Source organism: Pseudoalteromonas sp. Angola-30, assembly GCF_028599215.1.
Lineage (GTDB): Bacteria > Pseudomonadota > Gammaproteobacteria > Enterobacterales > Alteromonadaceae > Pseudoalteromonas > Pseudoalteromonas atlantica.
Window position 1 is genome coordinate 395,659 of sequence record NZ_JAQREI010000001.1, and the last position, 17,607, is coordinate 413,265.

Here is a 17,607-nt window from a genome sequence, read left to right on the forward strand (position 1 = left end):
ATAGGCTTTAATTAACTCCAACTTTCGTTATTAAACCCATTCACACAGGCTGTAAATAACATAAGCGCACCCGATTAAGGAGAGCAGCATGGTACACACAACACATGGTTTATCTATTGGTATTGAACGCGCAGGCCGAGAATTTTTTTTAAAACTAAAAGCTGTAGGAACGCTAACCCACGACGACTATAAAGTCATTACCCCCATGATCGACTCAGCGCTTGGCGAGGTTAAACACCCTATAGCAAACGTGCTTATTGATGCCAGCGAGCTAGAAGGCTGGGAGCTTCGCGCCGCGTGGGATGATTTAAAGCTTGGTGTAAGACACTCAAAAGAATTTAATAAAATTGCTATTTATGGCAATCAAGAATGGCAAGCCCGCATGGCTAAAATAGGCAACTGGTTTATATCGGGTGAGGTGCAATACTACGAAAACGCCACCGCCGCCATCGATTGGCTAGATGAATAGCTTGATTGATAAAGTTTAAGTTAAAGCACTCTTACAGAGTGCTTTTTTATATAGGAGCGTTAATAAGTTTTTGAATTTGCTTTATTTTAATTGTTAATACTGCTTAATTAAAATACACTCCTTAGTATTAATAAAACTACACATTATAATAACAATGAAACATGTACTTGCCCTTTTGGTATTACTCATATTTTCTACATCAATACATGCAAAAGACAACAACATATTTACGCCCGTGAGCGATTTATTTTTAGCTGTTTCTAACTTTGATCACGCAAAAATGCGCGCGGCGGTTGACGATTCATTCTTGCTTTTAGAGCACGGTGAAGTGTGGACTATTGATGACTTTGTAAATGTTGTTAAGCCCGCTGATTACATAAGAACTAATTATTTTAGTGTTATAAATTCGCGTGTAGAAGGAAACGTTGCGTTTATTAATTACTGGAATAAAGCCAACTTTAAAAACGCCGATAAAAGCGGTGACATTTATTGGTTAGAAAGCGTGGTTGTATCAAAAGTGGGTGACAAATGGCTATTATCGCAAATGCACTCAACCCGTTTACCACAAGGTGAAACACCTAAAGGCGTTACTTTTATTAAGCAATAATTATAAATTAGGTTAAGCCCCGCTATTTGGGGCTTTAACTGTTTATATTACATCAGCCAGCACAGGTAATGCCGGAAATGCTCCTTTAGCTAAACACGCTTTAGAGCCACATTGAAGGGCAAAGTGCAGGGCGTTTTTTATGCTGGTTTCATCATTTAGTTTATCTGTCAGCACTAAATTACTCCCTAAGTTATTTAAATAGTATAAAACCCCCGCTATAAAGGCATCGCCCGCGCTTGTTGTATCTACTGCGTTTATTTTTGGTGCCGATTCGTTAAGTATAAATGCGCTGTGGTAAACCGTAGCAGGCTTAGGCCCGTCGGTTAAAAACACCAGTTTTACTCCGGTATTTAATAGTATTTGAATGTAATCTTCGCCCGTTGTTTCGCTATGCTTTGCTAAAAAATTAAGTTCATCACGCGAAAGTTTAACTATGTCGCAATAAGCGAAGCAGGCTTGTACATTGCTGGCTATATCATGGGTGTTTTCCCACAAGCTGTAGCGTAAATTTACGTCAAAACTAACGAGCTTATTATGTGTTTTAGCAAGTTCTAGCGCTTTAACCGTTGTGCTAGCTATGGCTGGATCGGTTAGGGTGTTTGAGCAAAAGTGCAGGGTGCTTATGCTTTGCCAATTTATTTGCGCTAAATGCGCTTGGGTTAAAAGTACATCGGCTGTGTTATGGCGATAAAAGCCAAAACTGCGCTCGCCTGTTTCATCAAGGCTTACTATTACCATGGCGGTTTGTGAGCCAGCAATGGTAATTAAATAGTCTGTATTTACATTGTATTGCGCCAGTGCATTACTTAATTGATTGGCAAAATGATCGTCACCTTTACCACCACAAAATGCAGCCTCACCGCCAAGTTTGGCATAGCCAACAGCAACATTAGCAGGTGCACCACCAGGGATGGGTAAGTACGCTGAGTTATGAGCATCTTGTGGCAGCATATCAATTAAAAGCTCGCCTAAGCACAGGAGTTTGGTCATTTGGAATATCCTAAAAAACCCAGCAAAGCTGGGCTAAAACATGAAGGGTGTTATTTATTCATACTTTAAAAGGCGCTACAGCGATGACTCACTGCAGCGCAATACACACATTTAGTTAAAAGCGTATTTTAAAGTAACCGACGTAGTGCGGCCGTTAATAGTACGGGCACGAATAATGTCGTTTTCTGGTACTGAGCCTTCTTCGGCTTCTGTAATACCTACTGTATCGAATAGGTTGTTTACATTAAGCGCAAGGTTTAAGTTTTCTGATAAGTCGTAGCTTACAAACGCATTTACTTGCGTGTAGCCGTCAAACTTAAGGTCGTTGTTATCTTGTGCGTAAGCATCGGTTGTACCAATAAAGCTTACACCTGCCGCGCCTTTATCGTAGCTGTAACGCGCCATTAATGAGTAAATTAAATCCGCTTGGCGACGTGGTGTGTTACCTACAACTTCAGGAGTTAGCGCATCTTTTGCAATTTCAGCATCGGTCCAAGTAAAGTTACCTCTAAAGTCCCATGCATCCATAAAGTAAGTTGATTCAACCTCAATCCCTTTTGCTTCGTATTCACGGTCGAAAAAGGTTTGCGATGTTGCTTCAAAGTTTTGCTCTTCTGTTTCTGCGTAAAAGGCTGTTGCAAATACCGAGAACGAATCAAAACGTTTTTTCACACCAATCTCAAATTGGTTTACTTCATCTACTGCATCTTCATCAGCTACGCTTCCGTCACTGCGTACTTTACCAAATAATAAACGGTCTGCATTTGCGCGCCCGCCTTTACTAATACGTGCAAACGTAGCTAGGCTTGGGTCAATTTGATAGTTAGCACCTACAGAATAAGACGAATAGCTCCAGTCGTAATTTACTGGGCTTGCATTAGCTATATCAATACCTGCTACGTTTTGCTCAGGAATAGAAATAGTACCGTCGCGGTTCATATCTACTGTTGAGGTTACGGCACCTGCGTAGTTACCGCGTGCTTCACCGCTGTCGTAGCGGGCACTTGCATCAATGCTTACATCACCAAGTTTTGTTGAAAACGCAACATACGGTGCGCGAGTGTCGTACTCGGTGTCGTAATCGCGCTGACAACAGTTACCCCAATAAGGCGTGCCGTATGCATATAAACCATTTTCTGAATACTCAGTGCCATCGGCTGCGGTTACATTTAAAAGTGCCGCATTGTCGCCTTTAAGCTCCATTAAGTACGAGTTCCATAACCACGACATAGCAATGTTTTGTGTAGAGGCAAAGTAACCAAAGGTTAGGCTAGTGTCATCGCTAAACGATTTAGTTAGTTTAAAATCGTTAACAATAGAGCCAAAGTCATTAAGCGTTACATCAAAAGTGTGAATACGCATGGCAAGTTCATCATTAAATGCTTCGCCTGTGTTTGCGTTACTCAGTGTTGCGCCTACACCGCCAATACTTTGTGCAATAGATGATGCGCTGCCAACCTCAGCAGGAATAAGCGAGTTAAAGTTGCCGCTAATTGACGATTTACGAAAACGGTTTTCGATACGCCAATCGTTATCTAAATCAAATACAGCTTCAAAACCTACCGCATCCACTTTAGGGTTCATGCCGTCGCGTAAATCGCCACTGCTAATTTGGTTTTCGCCATTTAGGCGCACTGTTTTGGTAAATAATGCTGAATGCGGTGTATCTGATTGCGCATCAAACCCGGCAATAGAATCACCATTTGAGTACATTGGCATAGGAAGGTAGCCAACACTCTTATCGTCTAGGTGTTTGTAATAAAGGCGTACGTAGCCGTTTTCAAAATCTTTAGTAAGGTTTGCTTTAATTTGGCCACCTTTATTTGATGTGTAGCCTGTTTCGCGCGGGCCTTCGCCTTGGCGTACAAAACCACCTACATGAAAACGCACGCTGTCGGTTAAATAGGTGCCGTATTCAAAGTCGGTGCGTACACTGTCGTAATCTAGGCCAACAGTAGTAGATACGCTACCCGATTCGTTTTCGCCGTTTTTAGAAATAAAGTTAATTATGCCGCCAGGTGCATTACTGGCTGATGTAGAGGCTGAGCCCCCACGAATTGATTCGATTGTTTGCACTGTGTTATCAAGGCGCATAAAAATATCGGCGTTACCAAAGGCAACATCACCAAACTGCATTACAGGCAGACCATCTTCTTGCAGTTGTAAAAACTTAGCGCCACCCGATGCTACAGGTAAGCCACGCACCGCAATATTTGCATTACCTTCACCGCCTGTTGATTCAGCGCGAACACCCGGAATAATTCTAAATGCTTCAGCCGTTGAGCGTGGCGTTGATACCTCAACTTGCTCAAGCGATAAACTGCTTACTGATGAGCTCGATGCCATAATAGTTGTGCGGCGAGGTACACCGGTAACAACAATTGTTTCAAGCCCTTGCTTAGCTTGCACTTTGGTTTCTTGCTCGTCTTGTGCATGAACGCCTTGGCTTACTGCAAGTGCTAAGGCACTGATTAAATATAAAGGTGTGTGGTGTGTTGTCATGTTAACGCCTCATTGTGTTGTGTGAGTTTGTTATTTTTACTTAATCGATTAAGTAAAAATAACAAAGTTTTTACAATATGCAAATTATTTTTGTGTGTAATTTGCACTTTTTTTGTTTTTATATTGATTTTAAAGGTATTTTTATTCTGGCTTGAGCAGCCATTTATGCATTTTTAGTTAATGCTTTTGCCGCAGGGTCGCGGTAAAAGTTATAAAGCATGGCTAAAAATAAGATCACAGCAAAGCCGGTAGCTAAGTAAAAACCGTAGCGCACGTGGCCAAAGTAATCACTTATCATGCCCATAAATAAAGGCGCAAGTGCGGCCGAAAGCGCGGTAAAAAATAAAATAACACCCGCTACTGCACCATGTTGTGCAACAGGAAAGCACGATATACCTTTAGAGTTTAAAGTAGGGTAAACCATCGACATAAATAAACCCGAAAGCGGAAGCAAGCCTACCGCCCAATCAACACCGCCTACCAAAGTGCCTACATAACACAGCGCGATGCCTAAACTTAAATAAGCCATGACCCCTTGCCAGCTAAAGTGATTTAAAAGCCATACAGCAATAAAGCGCCCAGCAGCACGTAATACAAAAAATATAGTAAGTGCGTAGGTTGCAAGTAAAGGCCACGAGCCTGTGTAATCTTTTAAAAGTGTTGGCATCCACACGTAAATAGCAACCTCGGTAGCCACATATAATGCAATAGCCAACGAAAAACCAAGTGCGTACGGGTTTTTAATCATTTTCATGGTGGTGGCAAGTGAAGCGGGCTTTTCTGTGCTTTTAACAACACTTGGGTAGTCGGCGCGCCATGCCATTAACGCTAAAATTAAACACATAACGCCGGCAATAATGTACAGGTAAGTCCAGCTCACGTTTTGAGTAAGCAGTACGCCTACCAGCGCAGGGCCAACGATGGCACCAATACCAAAAAAGCCTTCTACTTTGTTCATGGTTTTAGTGTGCTCTGCGTTACTTGCAGATATATCGCCAAGTAGCGCTAGTGCGCCGGTTTTAAATAAACCAATGGCAAGCCCTATACAGCACAGCAAAATTAAAAACACCGAAAAGCTATTGCTAAAGGCAAACAAAAAGCAGCTGAGCGAAAAAATAAGTAAGCCCAGCATTATGGTTTGTTTACGGCCTAGGCTGTCGGCTAAGAAGCCTAAAAACAAGCCACTAAAGGCAATGAGTGCCATAGGTGCATAATGAAAAGCACTGGCTTGGGTCATACTTAAACCAAACTCTGTGATTAGTTCAGGGATGATCATACCTACTGCATCTGAGGTCATCGCAAACATAAAAAACATCATGTAAGTGAGTATTCGTATGCGCTGCATTGGGTCGCTTTGCGAGTGTGTGTGTAAATTCGTCATGTGATTTTTCCTCGTTGTGGCTCAAGTTATAGTAATAACTCAATCACTTACTCTAGTTAGTATTACCTTTGCCACAACTTTTGTATGTAAAATATTTAAAAATTACTTGTAAAATTGTACGTGCTAGTTAAAGATATATCTTAATCGATTAAGTTTCAACTTGGTAATCACACATGATGAAGAATAAAGTTCAATTGATCACATATGCTGATCGAATCACAGGTCAAGATATAAACGCACTTACAACATTGTTAAAAGGTCCTTTGAAGGGCGTATTTGGTGGTGTGCACCTTTTACCTTTTTATAATCCTATTGATGGAAGCGATGCGGGCTTTGACCCGATTGATCACAGCGAAGTAGATTCTCGCATTGGTACATGGGCTGATATTCAAGCACTGGGTGAAAACCATGATCTAATGGCTGATTTAATCGTTAACCATGTTTCAGCGCAGTCTTATCAGTTTCAAGATGTGCTAGCTAAAGGCAAGCAATCAGAATTTTGGGATTTGTTTTTAACAAAAGAAGACGTTTTTCCAAATGGTATGAGCGAAGCTGAGCAACAAGCCATTTATCGCCCGCGCCCCGGTAGCTGTTTTACGCCAATGCAGTGTGGCGATGGTCAAACGTATGACTTTTGGACCACGTTTACCGATAACCAAATTGATATAAACGTAAAAGTTGAAGCGGGTATTGCGTATTTAAATAACGTATTAACTAAGTTTTCTGAAAATAACGTAAATATTATTCGTTTAGATGCAGCGGGTTACGCAATTAAACAAGCCGGTACTAACTGTTTTATGCTAGACGAAACCTTTGGCTACCTAGATAACTTGTCAAAGCAAGCAAACGAGCTTGGCATGGAAACCATTGCTGAAATTCATAGCCACTACCAAACACAAGTAGAAGTAGCAAAGCGTGTAAACATGGTTTACGACTTTGCATTACCGCCGCTTATTTTACATAGCTTATTTAATAACGATGTAGATGCATTACTTAAATGGTTACAAATTTCACCACGCAACTGTTTAACGGTACTTGATACACACGACGGCATAGGCATTATTGATGCTGGCCCAATGGGCGACAAGCCAGGGCTATTAAATGCACAGCAAATAGATACCCTTGTAGAAACCATGCATGCCAACAGTAACAACCAAAGCCGCCAAGCTACAGGTGCTGCTGCCAGTAACGTTGATTTATACCAAGTAAATTGCACGTATTACAATGCATTAGGCGCTAACGATTTAGATTATTTGATTTCGCGTGCCATACAGTTTTTTGCCCCCGGTGTGCCGCAAGTGTACTACGGTGGTTTATTTGCCTGCGAAAACGATATGGATTTACTTGCGCGTACCAATGTGGGCCGTGATATTAACCGTCCGTATTTAAATAGTGAAACAATTGAGCACGCACTCAATAAACCTGTAGTAAAAGGTTTAATAGAGCTCATTAAATTACGTAATGAGTACCCCGCTTTTGCAGGAGAGTTTAGTGCTCACGGTACACAGGGAATATGTTGTTTAACGTGGCAACTTGAAGATAAGTCTATTGCATTAAGTGTTAATTTTAAAACGCGAGATGCACTTATTACCCAAGTAAATGGTGATGAAGAAACAACGATAAGTTTAAACGCATTGTTAGCCTAACAGGCTATTAAAACATAAAAGCCAAGCTCTTGAGCTTGGCTTTTGTTTACCCAGTCCTTTTTAACATAACCTATTAACCACTTGCGCCAATATCTAGCTCGTAACTTACATCACATATTTTTTCTTCTTTAGATATAAATAGTTCGGCGGCCATTACGCCTTTTTCTTGGCTGTTTTGATGAATAGTGGTTAGGCGCGGCACAAAACGAGCGGCTTCGTCTATTCCATCAAAGCCGACAATACGCAGTTCTTCACCTATTTTTATGCCTTGTTTTATCGCTTCTCTCATGGTGGCAAGGGCAATTAAATCACTCATACAAATGATAACGTTAGGGCGGGGGGAGGCACTTAACACCTCTTTAGCGGCAATATTAGCAAAACGCTCGCTGCTCTCAGGTATATTCCAAATGCGGTCATCAGCTACGGTTATATTTGCCTCACTTAAAGCACGTTGATAACCCCGTAAACGTTGGTGCGAAATAGATTGCCCCGTTTCAAATTCGTGGTGCTCATATACGCGGCACAATACGTTTTCATCAAGTAATCTTAAGCCTAAAATAGCGACTTTATCGCTTTGATTTTTTAAAACATGCTTGGCTATTTCGTAACTTGCTTGCTCGTTATTAATATTTACTGAGGCATTGCGGGCTATATCAAAATCAATAGTTACCACATGTTTAGAGACCGTTTTTAACTGCTCTACTAATGCGTTATTTCGAGGGCGGCCATAACAAATAAAGCCATCTACAAAGTCGACCACACTGTTAAGGTTATCGCTATTACCAGAAAACAATAAAACATTAATGCCGTTTTTTTCAAGCACCGAGGTTACACCCCGCATAAAGCTACTGGCCACAGGGTCCGACACCATATATTCCACACTATCGGGCAGCACTAACGCCACAATATTAAACGTACCACTGCGAAGCGATTGCGCGGCTTTATTGGGCCCGTAATAGCCCAATGTTTTACACGCTGCAAGAATATCGTCTCGGCGTTTAGCCGATAGCTGATCAGGGCGGTTAAACGCATTAGAGACTGTTGCGTTAGATACACCTAACTCTTTAGCAATACTTTTTAGGGTCCAGCGGGTTTGCTTACTCATACCAATTCTTTACTCAATACTCATGTTAATAAACTAACATATTCAGGGCGTTAGCAAAGTAAAAAATAAGGTTTTAGCCTTAATGCCGGCACTCTTTAGGCGCAATGCCAAAGGTTTGTTTAAATACACGACTAAAGTGGCTCGCGCTATTAAACCCAACATCAAAGCACACTTGGCTAATTGCATGGCCTTGCAGTAATTGATTGCGGGCTTTTTTAAGCCTTAATTGTTGCTGCCAAAGGGCTGGGGTAGTGCCAAATGCCAATTTAAACTGCTGATAAAACTTACTGCGGCTCATGCAGGCTATTTTGCACAAGGTATTTATGTCGAGCGTTTCGTTTAAGTGCTCTTCAATATAAAGCAGTGCATCGCTTATTTTTGTTTTAAGGCGTGGTTTATCGCTATTAGCGAGTAATAAGTCGCGACTTTGTTGTTGTAACAACCGGGTGATCAATTCGTTTAACGATAAGTCAATTAAGTAATGTCGCTGTGCGCCTTGTTCGCTAAATAAATGCACCATGCGCTCTAATAATTGCTGTATTTGGCTATTATGTTGGCTATGCACCAATTGCGGAACATACTCGAATAAGCCGCCATCGTGTGCAAAGCTTTGCTGCATGTTAAGCGCATTTGCCACAGCGTTTATTTTATCTTTGCTTATTTCAATTGCTAAACATGTGGTTGGGGCGTGCATTGATGCCTGTGGAAAATCAATTAATACACCTTGCTCTGGCGCTAATACAAACGACTCGTGGGGTAAAAATGCTTTATGGTATTGGCTACTTTCTACGTGCATTACTTTTTTACCGCTGAGCATGGCACAAAACAGTAACTCCTTTGAATGCAGTGCCACCTTTTGTGCGCGTTGGTACGTGTCGTAAATGCTCAACTCGCTGTTATCTGCTGCAAATGTCACTTTATTTTCTATTAAAACATCAAGTTGTTGGCGTTTTTTGTTTAACTGAGATGTGTGCATATCAATCCTTTTGGCTTTTATTAGTGTGGACTCACAGACAACTTTTGTGGACAGCTAATCAAGTTTTTAGGGGCTTGTTAGGCTAATGTCAAACAACACTGATTAAATATAAAGCATTTTGTTTTATATAAATGTTCGACCTTTAGCTAACAACAATAAAGAGAGCACACACATGATATATGCAAATCCAGGCAGCGATGGCGCACTCGTAAACTTTAAAAAACAATACGGTAATTACATTGGCGGGGAGTGGGTAAAGCCTGTAAACGGCCAATACTTTGATAATATAAGCCCAGTAAATGGTAAGGTATTTTGCCAAATACCTCGCTCCGACAAAGATGATATAAACCTAGCACTCGACAAAGCGCATGCAGTGCGAGAGCAGTGGGGCACAACCTCGGTGACCGAGCGCAGTAATATACTGCTAAAAATAGCCGACCGAATTGAGCAAAACCTAGAGCTACTAGCTGTTGCCGAAACATGGGATAACGGTAAAGCAATTCGTGAAACACTCGCGGCTGATATTCCGCTCGCGGCAGATCATTTTCGCTACTTTGCGGGGTGCCTGCGCTCGCAAGATGGCAGTATTGGTGAAATTGACGAAACCACGGTGGCATATCATTTTCACGAACCGTTAGGTGTGGTTGGGCAAATTATCCCGTGGAACTTCCCTATTTTAATGGCCGCATGGAAACTTGCACCCGCACTTGCTGCAGGTAACTGTGTGGTACTAAAACCAGCCGAACAAACTCCAGCATCTATTTTAGTTTTAATGGAAATTATTGGTGACTTACTGCCTGCAGGCGTGCTCAATATTGTAAATGGGTTTGGTAAAGAAGCAGGCGAAGCACTGGCCACAAGTAAACGCATTGCTAAAATTGCATTTACAGGCTCTACACCTGTCGGCTCTCATATTTTAAAATGTGCTGCTGAAAACATTATTCCCTCAACGGTAGAACTTGGCGGTAAATCGCCCAATATATTTTTTAATGATGTAATGGAAAAAGACGACGCGTTTTTATCAAAAGCTATAGAAGGCGCTGTACTTGCTTACTTTAACCAGGGCGAAGTATGTACCTGTCCATCAAGATTGTTTATTCAAGAAGATATATACGAGCAATTTATTGAGCGCATACTCGAACGTACCCAACAAATTAAACGTGGCAATCCACTCGATAGCGAAACCATGGTGGGCGCTCAAGCTTCAAAAGCACAGTTTGATAAAATACTTAGTTACATAGACATAGGCAAAAAAGAAGGCGCTGAAGTACTCACCGGAGGAAACGTAGAGCAGCTAAATGACGATTTAAACGGTGGTTATTACATACAACCTACACTGCTTAAAGGTACAAACGACATGCGTGTATTCCAAGAAGAGATTTTTGGCCCTGTTATTTCAATGTCGACCTTTAAAGATGAAGCTGAAGCACTCGAACTTGCCAATAGCTCAGAATTTGGCTTAGGCGCAGGGGTGTGGAGCCGAAACATGAACCGTGCTTATACCATGGGGCGCAAAATTGAAGCTGGCCGGGTGTGGACCAACTGTTACCACATGTACCCAGCACATGCTGCATTTGGTGGGTATAAAAAATCAGGTATAGGGCGCGAAACACACAAACTCGCACTCGATCACTACCAACAAACTAAAAATTTATTAGTGAGCTATAGCGAAGATCCACTCGGCTTTTTCTAATAAAGCAATTCAAACTTAAACACAACAACCATTAAGTGATGAGGGCGCTGCATATTTGCAGCGCTTTTTTATTCACAGTGCTCACAACACTATTTTAAGCGTGTTGTAATATATAAGTACAATACCAGCCGCATTCAAAACGTTAAAACCTAAGCGCGTTAAATAGCCCATTACCTGCGTCAAAAAACGATTTTACAATATTAATTTTTTATAAAAGTTGCTCTAAAAATGTGCAGTGATTTATGCATTGTCGGATATTACTGATCTCCCCCATTTTGGTGTGTTACAACATTAACGGAGATTTCTTTGTAGTTAACTAATTGTTTACAGGTAGTTATTTGCTGGCTAAGATAAATGCATTGTAATATAGGGACATTTGTCGGTTTATAAAACGACAAATGTCGTAGACAAAGTTGTTAGGTGCACAGGAGGTATATTTGAAGTTTTTGCCATTTTTATTAGTTTTATCTCTGCCAGCTTGCACGGGTATCGTTGATAAATCAGATATGCCGATAGCAAAAAATATAGTCGGTTCATATTATCTAACTGCAAAAGATGGTTATTTGTATGAGGCTCGTTGTGCGGATATCGATGCCACAATTCAATCTACTGAGTGGTGTATAGGTATTCAAGCTTTCGATTCGGGTAATGAATACTTTAACACACCACAAGACTACGATACATATCTCTCAAATAAATTGTGGTGGGATGAAAAACTATTTGAAAAACTAGCGTTTGAAAGACAACGTTCCATTGTTTCTCCTCTTCCTAAAGGAACAACTATAAGAATAACTAAACTAGTTCAGTTTCCTTGGGGGAGTAACGGATATTATTGGGCTATACGAGCCGTTTTAATTGAAACCGACAACGAAATTGAGCTACCAACTAACACTGTTTTGGCGTTTCCTACTTGGTTAATTGGATACGGTGTTCAGCATGAGCCACAGTTTGATCCGGAGTATTTAACTAGGTGCAGTAGTGTAGAGTGCACCTAACAAGCGCATAAACACTCGCTACGCTCGCGGGGGACAAATACACGTAGGCTCCCCTCGCTTTGCTCGGTATTATAGCCTACGTGTATTTGCCCGTTATGCGGGAAGTTAGAAGTCAAGATGAGTACTTGGAAATTTGTTCATTTAAAAAACCGAAGAAAAACACCTATTAGCTATTGGGTACACAAAGGTATTGGCGAGGATGTAAAAGGGTATTCTCAATGCGACGAGTTTGATCCACCTTTTCCCAAGAAACACGTTTTGGAAGGCTATCCTTTTTTAACAGTCACCGTTCTGGGGTTTGAAATTGAATTTGCTTCATCTTTGGAAATAGCGCATTTTCTAAGTGTAATGGAACAGAGAAACCTACCCACTACGAACTACCTCTCTAGCTTAAGAGGTAATGGCTATGGACCAAATAATCATTGGCTTAGTAGATTCCCTTCAAAACTTAAGAGTTGGGCGAAAAGGGAAAAAATCATTGCTGCTGTTCAAAAAGCAAAAGCATCACTGGAAGTTTTAGGGTATGACTTCTAACAAACAAATTAAGTCGTTCCCTTCGGTCACTGGGACGCATACACGTGGGCTGCTTCGCATTATAGCCCACGCGTCTGCGCCCCTTATTTAAAAGTTATGTGTAATTTGAATTTGAATTTGAAGGATTAGGATGGACGCAAAACATGGATTAATCATTGCCAAGCGAAAAAACGAAGGTCGCAAAGCCCAAGCTGACTTAGAGAGAAAGAAAAAGGATTTAGCTCTGAAGGAGGAGGCAAATAAAATATCTTCCAGAAACACTTTTTTGGCTCTTGGTGCGTTAGTAATTTCTTTCGCTAGTTTGCTACTTTCAATAGTTGCCCTCTTAAAAAATGGTTAAACATGGCATTACACATAACAAACCAATTATTCCGACCTCAACTCGCTGCGCTCGTTTCGTCGGCATATTGGGGCGTTAGCTGCCACATCCAGTAGAAATAAGGAAATAAATTGACAATAAGACAAGCTCATATTATTTGGATAGCATCTATCGTCAACATTGGTATCGGGTTTATTATCCCTGAATTCAATGTCTTAGCGAAGAGTATTAGCCACGTAGCATTAGAATCACCTATATTTGCTTACACCCATAGAGCGATGGACGTAATTATCGGTGTTTCAATGTGCACTTTTGCTTTTGGCTTATTTAAAATGAGCCCTTACAAATTCTCTGTAGCAACACTTACTACATTTTTACTCGGCTGTAGCATGATTAGTGCAGGTATTTGGACATTAGAGTCACCTCTTCATCTTCTGTATAACTTATCAATATTCATGATCCTAATTCCAGTTTGTGCAGCACTTGAGTTTAAGAACATAATTAATTCTTCAAAGTTCGAAATATATTGTGTCTTACTGGCTTTAATCCATGTACTGATGTTTTGGTTAATATATGCTGGTTTTATCCCGCAATCCTATAATGGCTTAGTACAAAGGTTATGGGCAGTCCCAACAATGGGGTGGTTTGGTTATGCAGCATGGCAGCTAACAAAGCACTCTAGGGGGCACAAACACGGCGCGCCTTCGGCATTATAGCGCCATGCTTATACCCCTTAGTTTAAAGTTAGGTGCTTCTGAGAAATTAATGGCCAAATCAGAGATAAGACAGTTCTTAAAAGAAATCCGCACTAAATTTCCTGACGTTGTGCCTCTCATGGAAAAACATGAAAAATGGGCACCCACATTCCTAATGGAAGAGTTCGCAAATTTGACAACCATTTTGTTTAACCAAAGGTAATTTAGAAGAAGCATTAGAACAGTTGCAGTACATGAGCGAAAAACTGGATACTGCAACCAAAGTAGAATTCGAATACATAGATATATATTATACAGAGCACTTATTCTGGAAAGGTACAAAAGAAGGTATTGAGCGTGGCTGGCCTCTCGTGCCAGACAATCTCAAAAAATTATACTTGGGCTTTCATGGTAAAGCCCCTAGGGTAGTGGTTTAAATATGCACGTACCTAACAACCTAATCAACACACTCACTTCGTTCGCTAGGATGCATACACATGGGCAGCGTCGCTTCGATCCAAATTATAGCCCATGTGTTTGCGCCCCTAAGCAGGGTGTTATGAGGTGCTCTAGATAGTATGCAGAATATAAATCCATGGCTTTGGTCAGCTTTTGTTTTGTCTCTTTCAGGAACCTTTTTTAGATGGGTGTTTGGTAATACGTTTGTGAGCTTTTTTCTTGCCGTATTGCTAGCTTTAGCGATAGTGCCTTTAGTTAAAAAAATTCAGAGAAAGAATTAACAAAACACCCATCTTAAACTTTGCACTTTTTGATGCCTAGATTCAATAGGCTAAATAAAATGGGTGTCATCATAATTTGTTACCAGGGTATTTCGATTTGAACTGACGAACAAGCTTTTGAACGGCCACTTTGGATGACGAAACTCGGCCAAGATGAACAGGTTGCGCACCTCTATGTTCTTCAATATAGGTGACTTCATTGAATTCTTTATGTGTATCAAGGCCGATAAAAAGTATGCTATGTTTATTCATGTTAGCCTCTGCTGTTTAGTTAATTGACAATCTAATTATGGCTCTGGCTTTGAATTAAGCTAACCCACGAGAAGCGGAGGCTAACACCGTGTGGGAGTCATTATGTCTAGGTGAACAAGAAAGGTATGAGTAAATATTTACCGTTGGCTAATTTTCTATCTGAGCAAAATGTTGATTATATTGCTCTAAGGTTTTCGGAAATAGAAAATATTTTAAATAATCACTTACCTAAAAGTGCTTATGAACACTCTGCATGGTGGGCTAACTCCAGAACAAGTGACTCTCACATATGGGCCCATTTGTGGATTGAAGCTGGTTGGGAAGTCACATCTTTGAATCTATTAGAAACAAAAGTTGAATTTACTAAATTCGAATCATTTAGTATTGAAAGTACGGAAGCAGTTGAGGGTTATGGTGAAGATAGAGTTATACTTTCAAAAAAACGTAATGTAGCGCTATCTCAACAAAGAAAAGAGCTAGATCAAAATACCTGTCAGGTTTGCGGCTTTCATAAGCAAGTTAATGGTAAATGGGTTATAGAGGTTCACCACTTATCACCACTCTCCATTACAGGTGAAACTGTAACCTCAATTGAAGATCTAATATCTCTATGCCCGACTTGCCACAGGGTTGCACATACAAAAAAACCGCCATACAAAGTAAAAGAAATTAAACAGTTGTTGTGTATTTAAGAATACCTAACAGACTGTTTAACAGGAACAAAATACAGTTGGCTTTTGCTCCTTCGTCGCTTAATTTTAGCCAACTCTATTTTGCCCATTATCAGGGCGTTATAAATAAAAGGAAGTTTCGGTTATGAAAAAGAATATTGGCATTCTAATCACTACTCTTATTATTGGTGGATGTGCATCAACGGAAGTAGATAAAGAGTATTCGCACTTATCAATTACTCACAACGAAATACAATCTTCAAAATGGAGTCAATTAAATCGGTTTCCAGCTAGGTATCCCAAACAGGCTGTAATGAAGTCTATTGAAGGTTGCGCCACCATTGAGTATGTAATCACACCACAAAATGAAGTAAAAGACATAACTGTTATAGCTTCGACAAATAAGCACTTTTCTAAAGCGGCTGAAGATGTAATTAAAAACTGGAAGTGGTCAGAATTACCAAAAAATATCATTACTCATCCAGTTAAAACGCAAACTCGGTTTGATTTCTGTTTTGATAAACCAAATCAACCTTGTTCAACCATAACACCAAAATATTCATGTCCAAGCAAAGATATAATATACTCTACAGGCAAGCGTATAAAGGTAAGTGGTTAATCTATTTATAGCAACATGCCCTTAGGTGGACGACTAGTAAAGCTTAGCTATTAATTTGAAGTGGCTGCTTAATTTGTGTTGGTTATTTCGCAGTGCACACCAAGAATTAAACTAGACACCGTATTAAACTAGACACCCATCTTGAACTTTGCTCTTTACAAAGCCTAGATTCTAATAGGCTAAATAAAGTGGGTCCCATCATAACTTGTTAGGTCCCATTATAATTTGATGCCCTGACATAAATTAAAAACCATCCGTAAAGAGACCCATTAATAGAAGATAAATCCTGAATCTGTATGGCAGATTTAGTTGCACAGTGTTGTTTGTTTTATTAAGGTGACTGCCTAGTTTGTGTGATTCAGGTGGCTGTTTAGTTTATATGATTATTAGTATATTCAGCACCTTAAGTAGAGGGAAATATGTTTTTTGAATCGTGGAGTGAAATAGCGCGCATTGTCACCACAACCTTGATTATTTATCCCTTTTTAATCCTAGCGACGCATTTATTGGGTAAACGCTCATTTGCTAAAATGAATAACTTTGACTGGATAATCACCGTAGCGGCAGGCTCCATCTTGGGTTCTGCTATCTTATTGAAAGACGTGGTTATAGTTGAGGTTTTAGTCGCGGTAAGCCTACTCCTCTTTTTACAATATTTACTCACTTGGATCAGCGCCCATTTTTCGACGTTCGACAAAGTAGTCAAAACTTCTCCACAATTAGTTTTTTTCGACGGTGAATATATAGAGGCTGCTATGAAAGACACTCGTCTCACCAGCACCGAAGTGGAAGCGAGTGTTCGAAAAGCCGGTTTTGGTGATTTAAGCACAGTTATGGCGGTGGTTTTCGAGGCCGACGGTGAATTAAGTATTGTGCCGAAAAGTAAAAACTATGATCAACTGATTATGAAGTTAAGAAATCCCCGGGATTAATTGAAAAATTTTTAGTGAGAATTAAAAAGACACCCATACTAAATTTTGTTAAGGATAAAAGTTGAGTCTTGGTAGCTTGGATGAAGCAATACTCAAAAGCCTCTTATTTGTGGGAATAGGTATTGCTGTTTGGGCTATATTCGCAGGTTTAGTACCATTATCAGTAAACGGCCTATTAGGTTTGGTTGTTACATTTTTACTATATATGAGTGTTTATTTACTTATCTCTATTGTTGGGTGGTTAGTAATTGGATTTCCACTTCATTATTTTATAAGCAAATACACGAATCGCTCTTATTTATATTATGCAGCTTTACCTATGGCATTTGTTCTTCCGTCTTTATTATATGAAGGTTCATTATTACTTGGTTTCGCGGCATTATTTCAAGCTTTGCTATTTCGTTATTACGTCTATAAAGAAATATAACAAACACCTATCTTAAATATGAACTCTGAAACGAAGTACAAATTTTACAGAGTA

17 protein-coding genes and 2 pseudogenes are annotated in these 17,607 nt (G+C 40.1%); 13 read left to right on the top strand and 6 right to left on the bottom strand.

Annotation, left to right across the window (positions count from 1 at the left end; genetic code table 11):
- Positions 1 to 88 precede the first annotated feature (88 nt).
- Positions 89 to 469 (top strand): STAS/SEC14 domain-containing protein, encoded by a 381-nt coding sequence (locus PSH54_RS01805; protein ID WP_004589535.1) that lies wholly within the window; start codon positions 89 to 91, stop codon positions 467 to 469.
- Between the two features lie 154 nt (positions 470 to 623).
- Positions 624 to 1,076 carry a nuclear transport factor 2 family protein gene (locus PSH54_RS01810; RefSeq protein WP_273605319.1) on the top strand — a complete coding sequence of 151 codons (453 nt, stop codon included), beginning with the start codon at positions 624 to 626 and terminating at the stop codon, positions 1,074 to 1,076.
- 42 nt (positions 1,077 to 1,118) lie between these two features.
- Here the strand turns inward: PSH54_RS01810 and PSH54_RS01815 are convergent, their stop codons facing one another.
- From PSH54_RS01815 to PSH54_RS01825, 3 genes are all read right to left on the bottom strand, one after another.
- Entirely contained in the window at positions 1,119 to 2,066 is a 948-nt protein-coding gene (locus tag PSH54_RS01815) for a carbohydrate kinase family protein (RefSeq protein ID WP_273605320.1), read from the bottom strand.
- A 111-nt stretch (positions 2,067 to 2,177) separates the two neighbouring features.
- Positions 2,178 to 4,568, bottom strand: coding sequence for a TonB-dependent receptor (locus PSH54_RS01820; protein WP_024032781.1), 2,391 nt, complete (start codon positions 4,566 to 4,568; stop codon positions 2,178 to 2,180).
- 163 nt (positions 4,569 to 4,731) lie between these two features.
- Complete coding sequence (locus PSH54_RS01825) at positions 4,732 to 5,949, bottom strand: MFS transporter (RefSeq protein ID WP_121638347.1); 1,218 nt, start codon at positions 5,947 to 5,949, stop codon at positions 4,732 to 4,734.
- 173 nt (positions 5,950 to 6,122) lie between these two features.
- On the opposite strand from PSH54_RS01825, the gene gtfA reads away from it, so the two are divergent.
- Positions 6,123 to 7,595: a sucrose phosphorylase gene (gene gtfA / locus PSH54_RS01830; RefSeq protein WP_273605321.1), complete on the top strand. Its 1,473-nt coding sequence runs from the start codon at positions 6,123 to 6,125 to the stop codon at positions 7,593 to 7,595.
- A 73-nt stretch (positions 7,596 to 7,668) separates the two neighbouring features.
- Here the strand turns inward: gtfA and PSH54_RS01835 are convergent, their stop codons facing one another.
- Both PSH54_RS01835 and PSH54_RS01840 read right to left on the bottom strand, forming a co-directional pair.
- Positions 7,669 to 8,700, bottom strand: a complete 1,032-nt coding sequence (locus PSH54_RS01835) for a LacI family DNA-binding transcriptional regulator (protein ID WP_054981726.1) — start codon at positions 8,698 to 8,700, stop codon at positions 7,669 to 7,671.
- A 79-nt stretch (positions 8,701 to 8,779) separates the two neighbouring features.
- Positions 8,780 to 9,676: an AraC family transcriptional regulator gene (locus tag PSH54_RS01840; protein ID WP_273605322.1), complete on the bottom strand. Its 897-nt coding sequence runs from the start codon at positions 9,674 to 9,676 to the stop codon at positions 8,780 to 8,782.
- Between the two features lie 172 nt (positions 9,677 to 9,848).
- On the opposite strand from PSH54_RS01840, the gene exaC reads away from it, so the two are divergent.
- The 6 genes and pseudogenes from exaC (at position 9,849) to PSH54_RS01870 (ending at position 14,349) form a co-directional block, all read left to right on the top strand.
- On the top strand, positions 9,849 to 11,369 hold the full coding sequence (gene exaC / locus PSH54_RS01845) for an acetaldehyde dehydrogenase ExaC (protein WP_055019893.1): 1,521 nt from the start codon (positions 9,849 to 9,851) through the stop codon (positions 11,367 to 11,369).
- Positions 11,370 to 11,806: 437 nt separating this feature from the next.
- Positions 11,807 to 12,364 carry a hypothetical protein gene (locus PSH54_RS01850; protein WP_273605323.1) on the top strand — a complete coding sequence of 186 codons (558 nt, stop codon included), beginning with the start codon at positions 11,807 to 11,809 and terminating at the stop codon, positions 12,362 to 12,364.
- A gap of 117 nt (positions 12,365 to 12,481) precedes the next feature.
- The gene (locus PSH54_RS01855; protein ID WP_273605324.1) at positions 12,482 to 12,898 is read left to right on the top strand and encodes a hypothetical protein; all 417 of its coding nucleotides are present in this window, start codon (positions 12,482 to 12,484) and stop codon (positions 12,896 to 12,898) included.
- 130 nt (positions 12,899 to 13,028) lie between these two features.
- A complete protein-coding gene (locus tag PSH54_RS01860) occupies positions 13,029 to 13,238 on the top strand; it encodes a hypothetical protein (protein ID WP_273605325.1) in 210 nt (69 codons plus the stop codon).
- A 110-nt stretch (positions 13,239 to 13,348) separates the two neighbouring features.
- A complete protein-coding gene (locus tag PSH54_RS01865) occupies positions 13,349 to 13,933 on the top strand; it encodes a DUF998 domain-containing protein (RefSeq protein WP_055255061.1) in 585 nt (194 codons plus the stop codon).
- Positions 13,934 to 13,982: 49 nt separating this feature from the next.
- Positions 13,983 to 14,349 (top strand): annotated as a pseudogene (locus PSH54_RS01870) (DUF7674 family protein).
- Between the two features lie 387 nt (positions 14,350 to 14,736).
- Here PSH54_RS01870 and PSH54_RS01875 read toward each other — a convergent pair.
- A pseudogene (locus PSH54_RS01875) lies at positions 14,737 to 14,904 on the bottom strand (IS110 family transposase); the annotation flags it as partial.
- A gap of 125 nt (positions 14,905 to 15,029) precedes the next feature.
- On the opposite strand from PSH54_RS01875, the gene PSH54_RS01880 reads away from it, so the two are divergent.
- From PSH54_RS01880 to PSH54_RS01895, 4 genes are all read left to right on the top strand, one after another.
- Positions 15,030 to 15,596 carry an HNH endonuclease gene (locus PSH54_RS01880; protein ID WP_273605326.1) on the top strand — a complete coding sequence of 189 codons (567 nt, stop codon included), beginning with the start codon at positions 15,030 to 15,032 and terminating at the stop codon, positions 15,594 to 15,596.
- 124 nt (positions 15,597 to 15,720) lie between these two features.
- The gene (locus PSH54_RS01885; protein ID WP_273605327.1) at positions 15,721 to 16,194 is read left to right on the top strand and encodes an energy transducer TonB; all 474 of its coding nucleotides are present in this window, start codon (positions 15,721 to 15,723) and stop codon (positions 16,192 to 16,194) included.
- Between the two features lie 419 nt (positions 16,195 to 16,613).
- Complete coding sequence (locus PSH54_RS01890; protein ID WP_273605328.1) at positions 16,614 to 17,126, top strand: DUF421 domain-containing protein; 513 nt, start codon at positions 16,614 to 16,616, stop codon at positions 17,124 to 17,126.
- Positions 17,127 to 17,187: 61 nt separating this feature from the next.
- Positions 17,188 to 17,553 (top strand): hypothetical protein, encoded by a 366-nt coding sequence (locus PSH54_RS01895; protein ID WP_273605329.1) that lies wholly within the window; start codon positions 17,188 to 17,190, stop codon positions 17,551 to 17,553.
- The last annotated feature ends 54 nt before the right edge of the window (positions 17,554 to 17,607 follow it).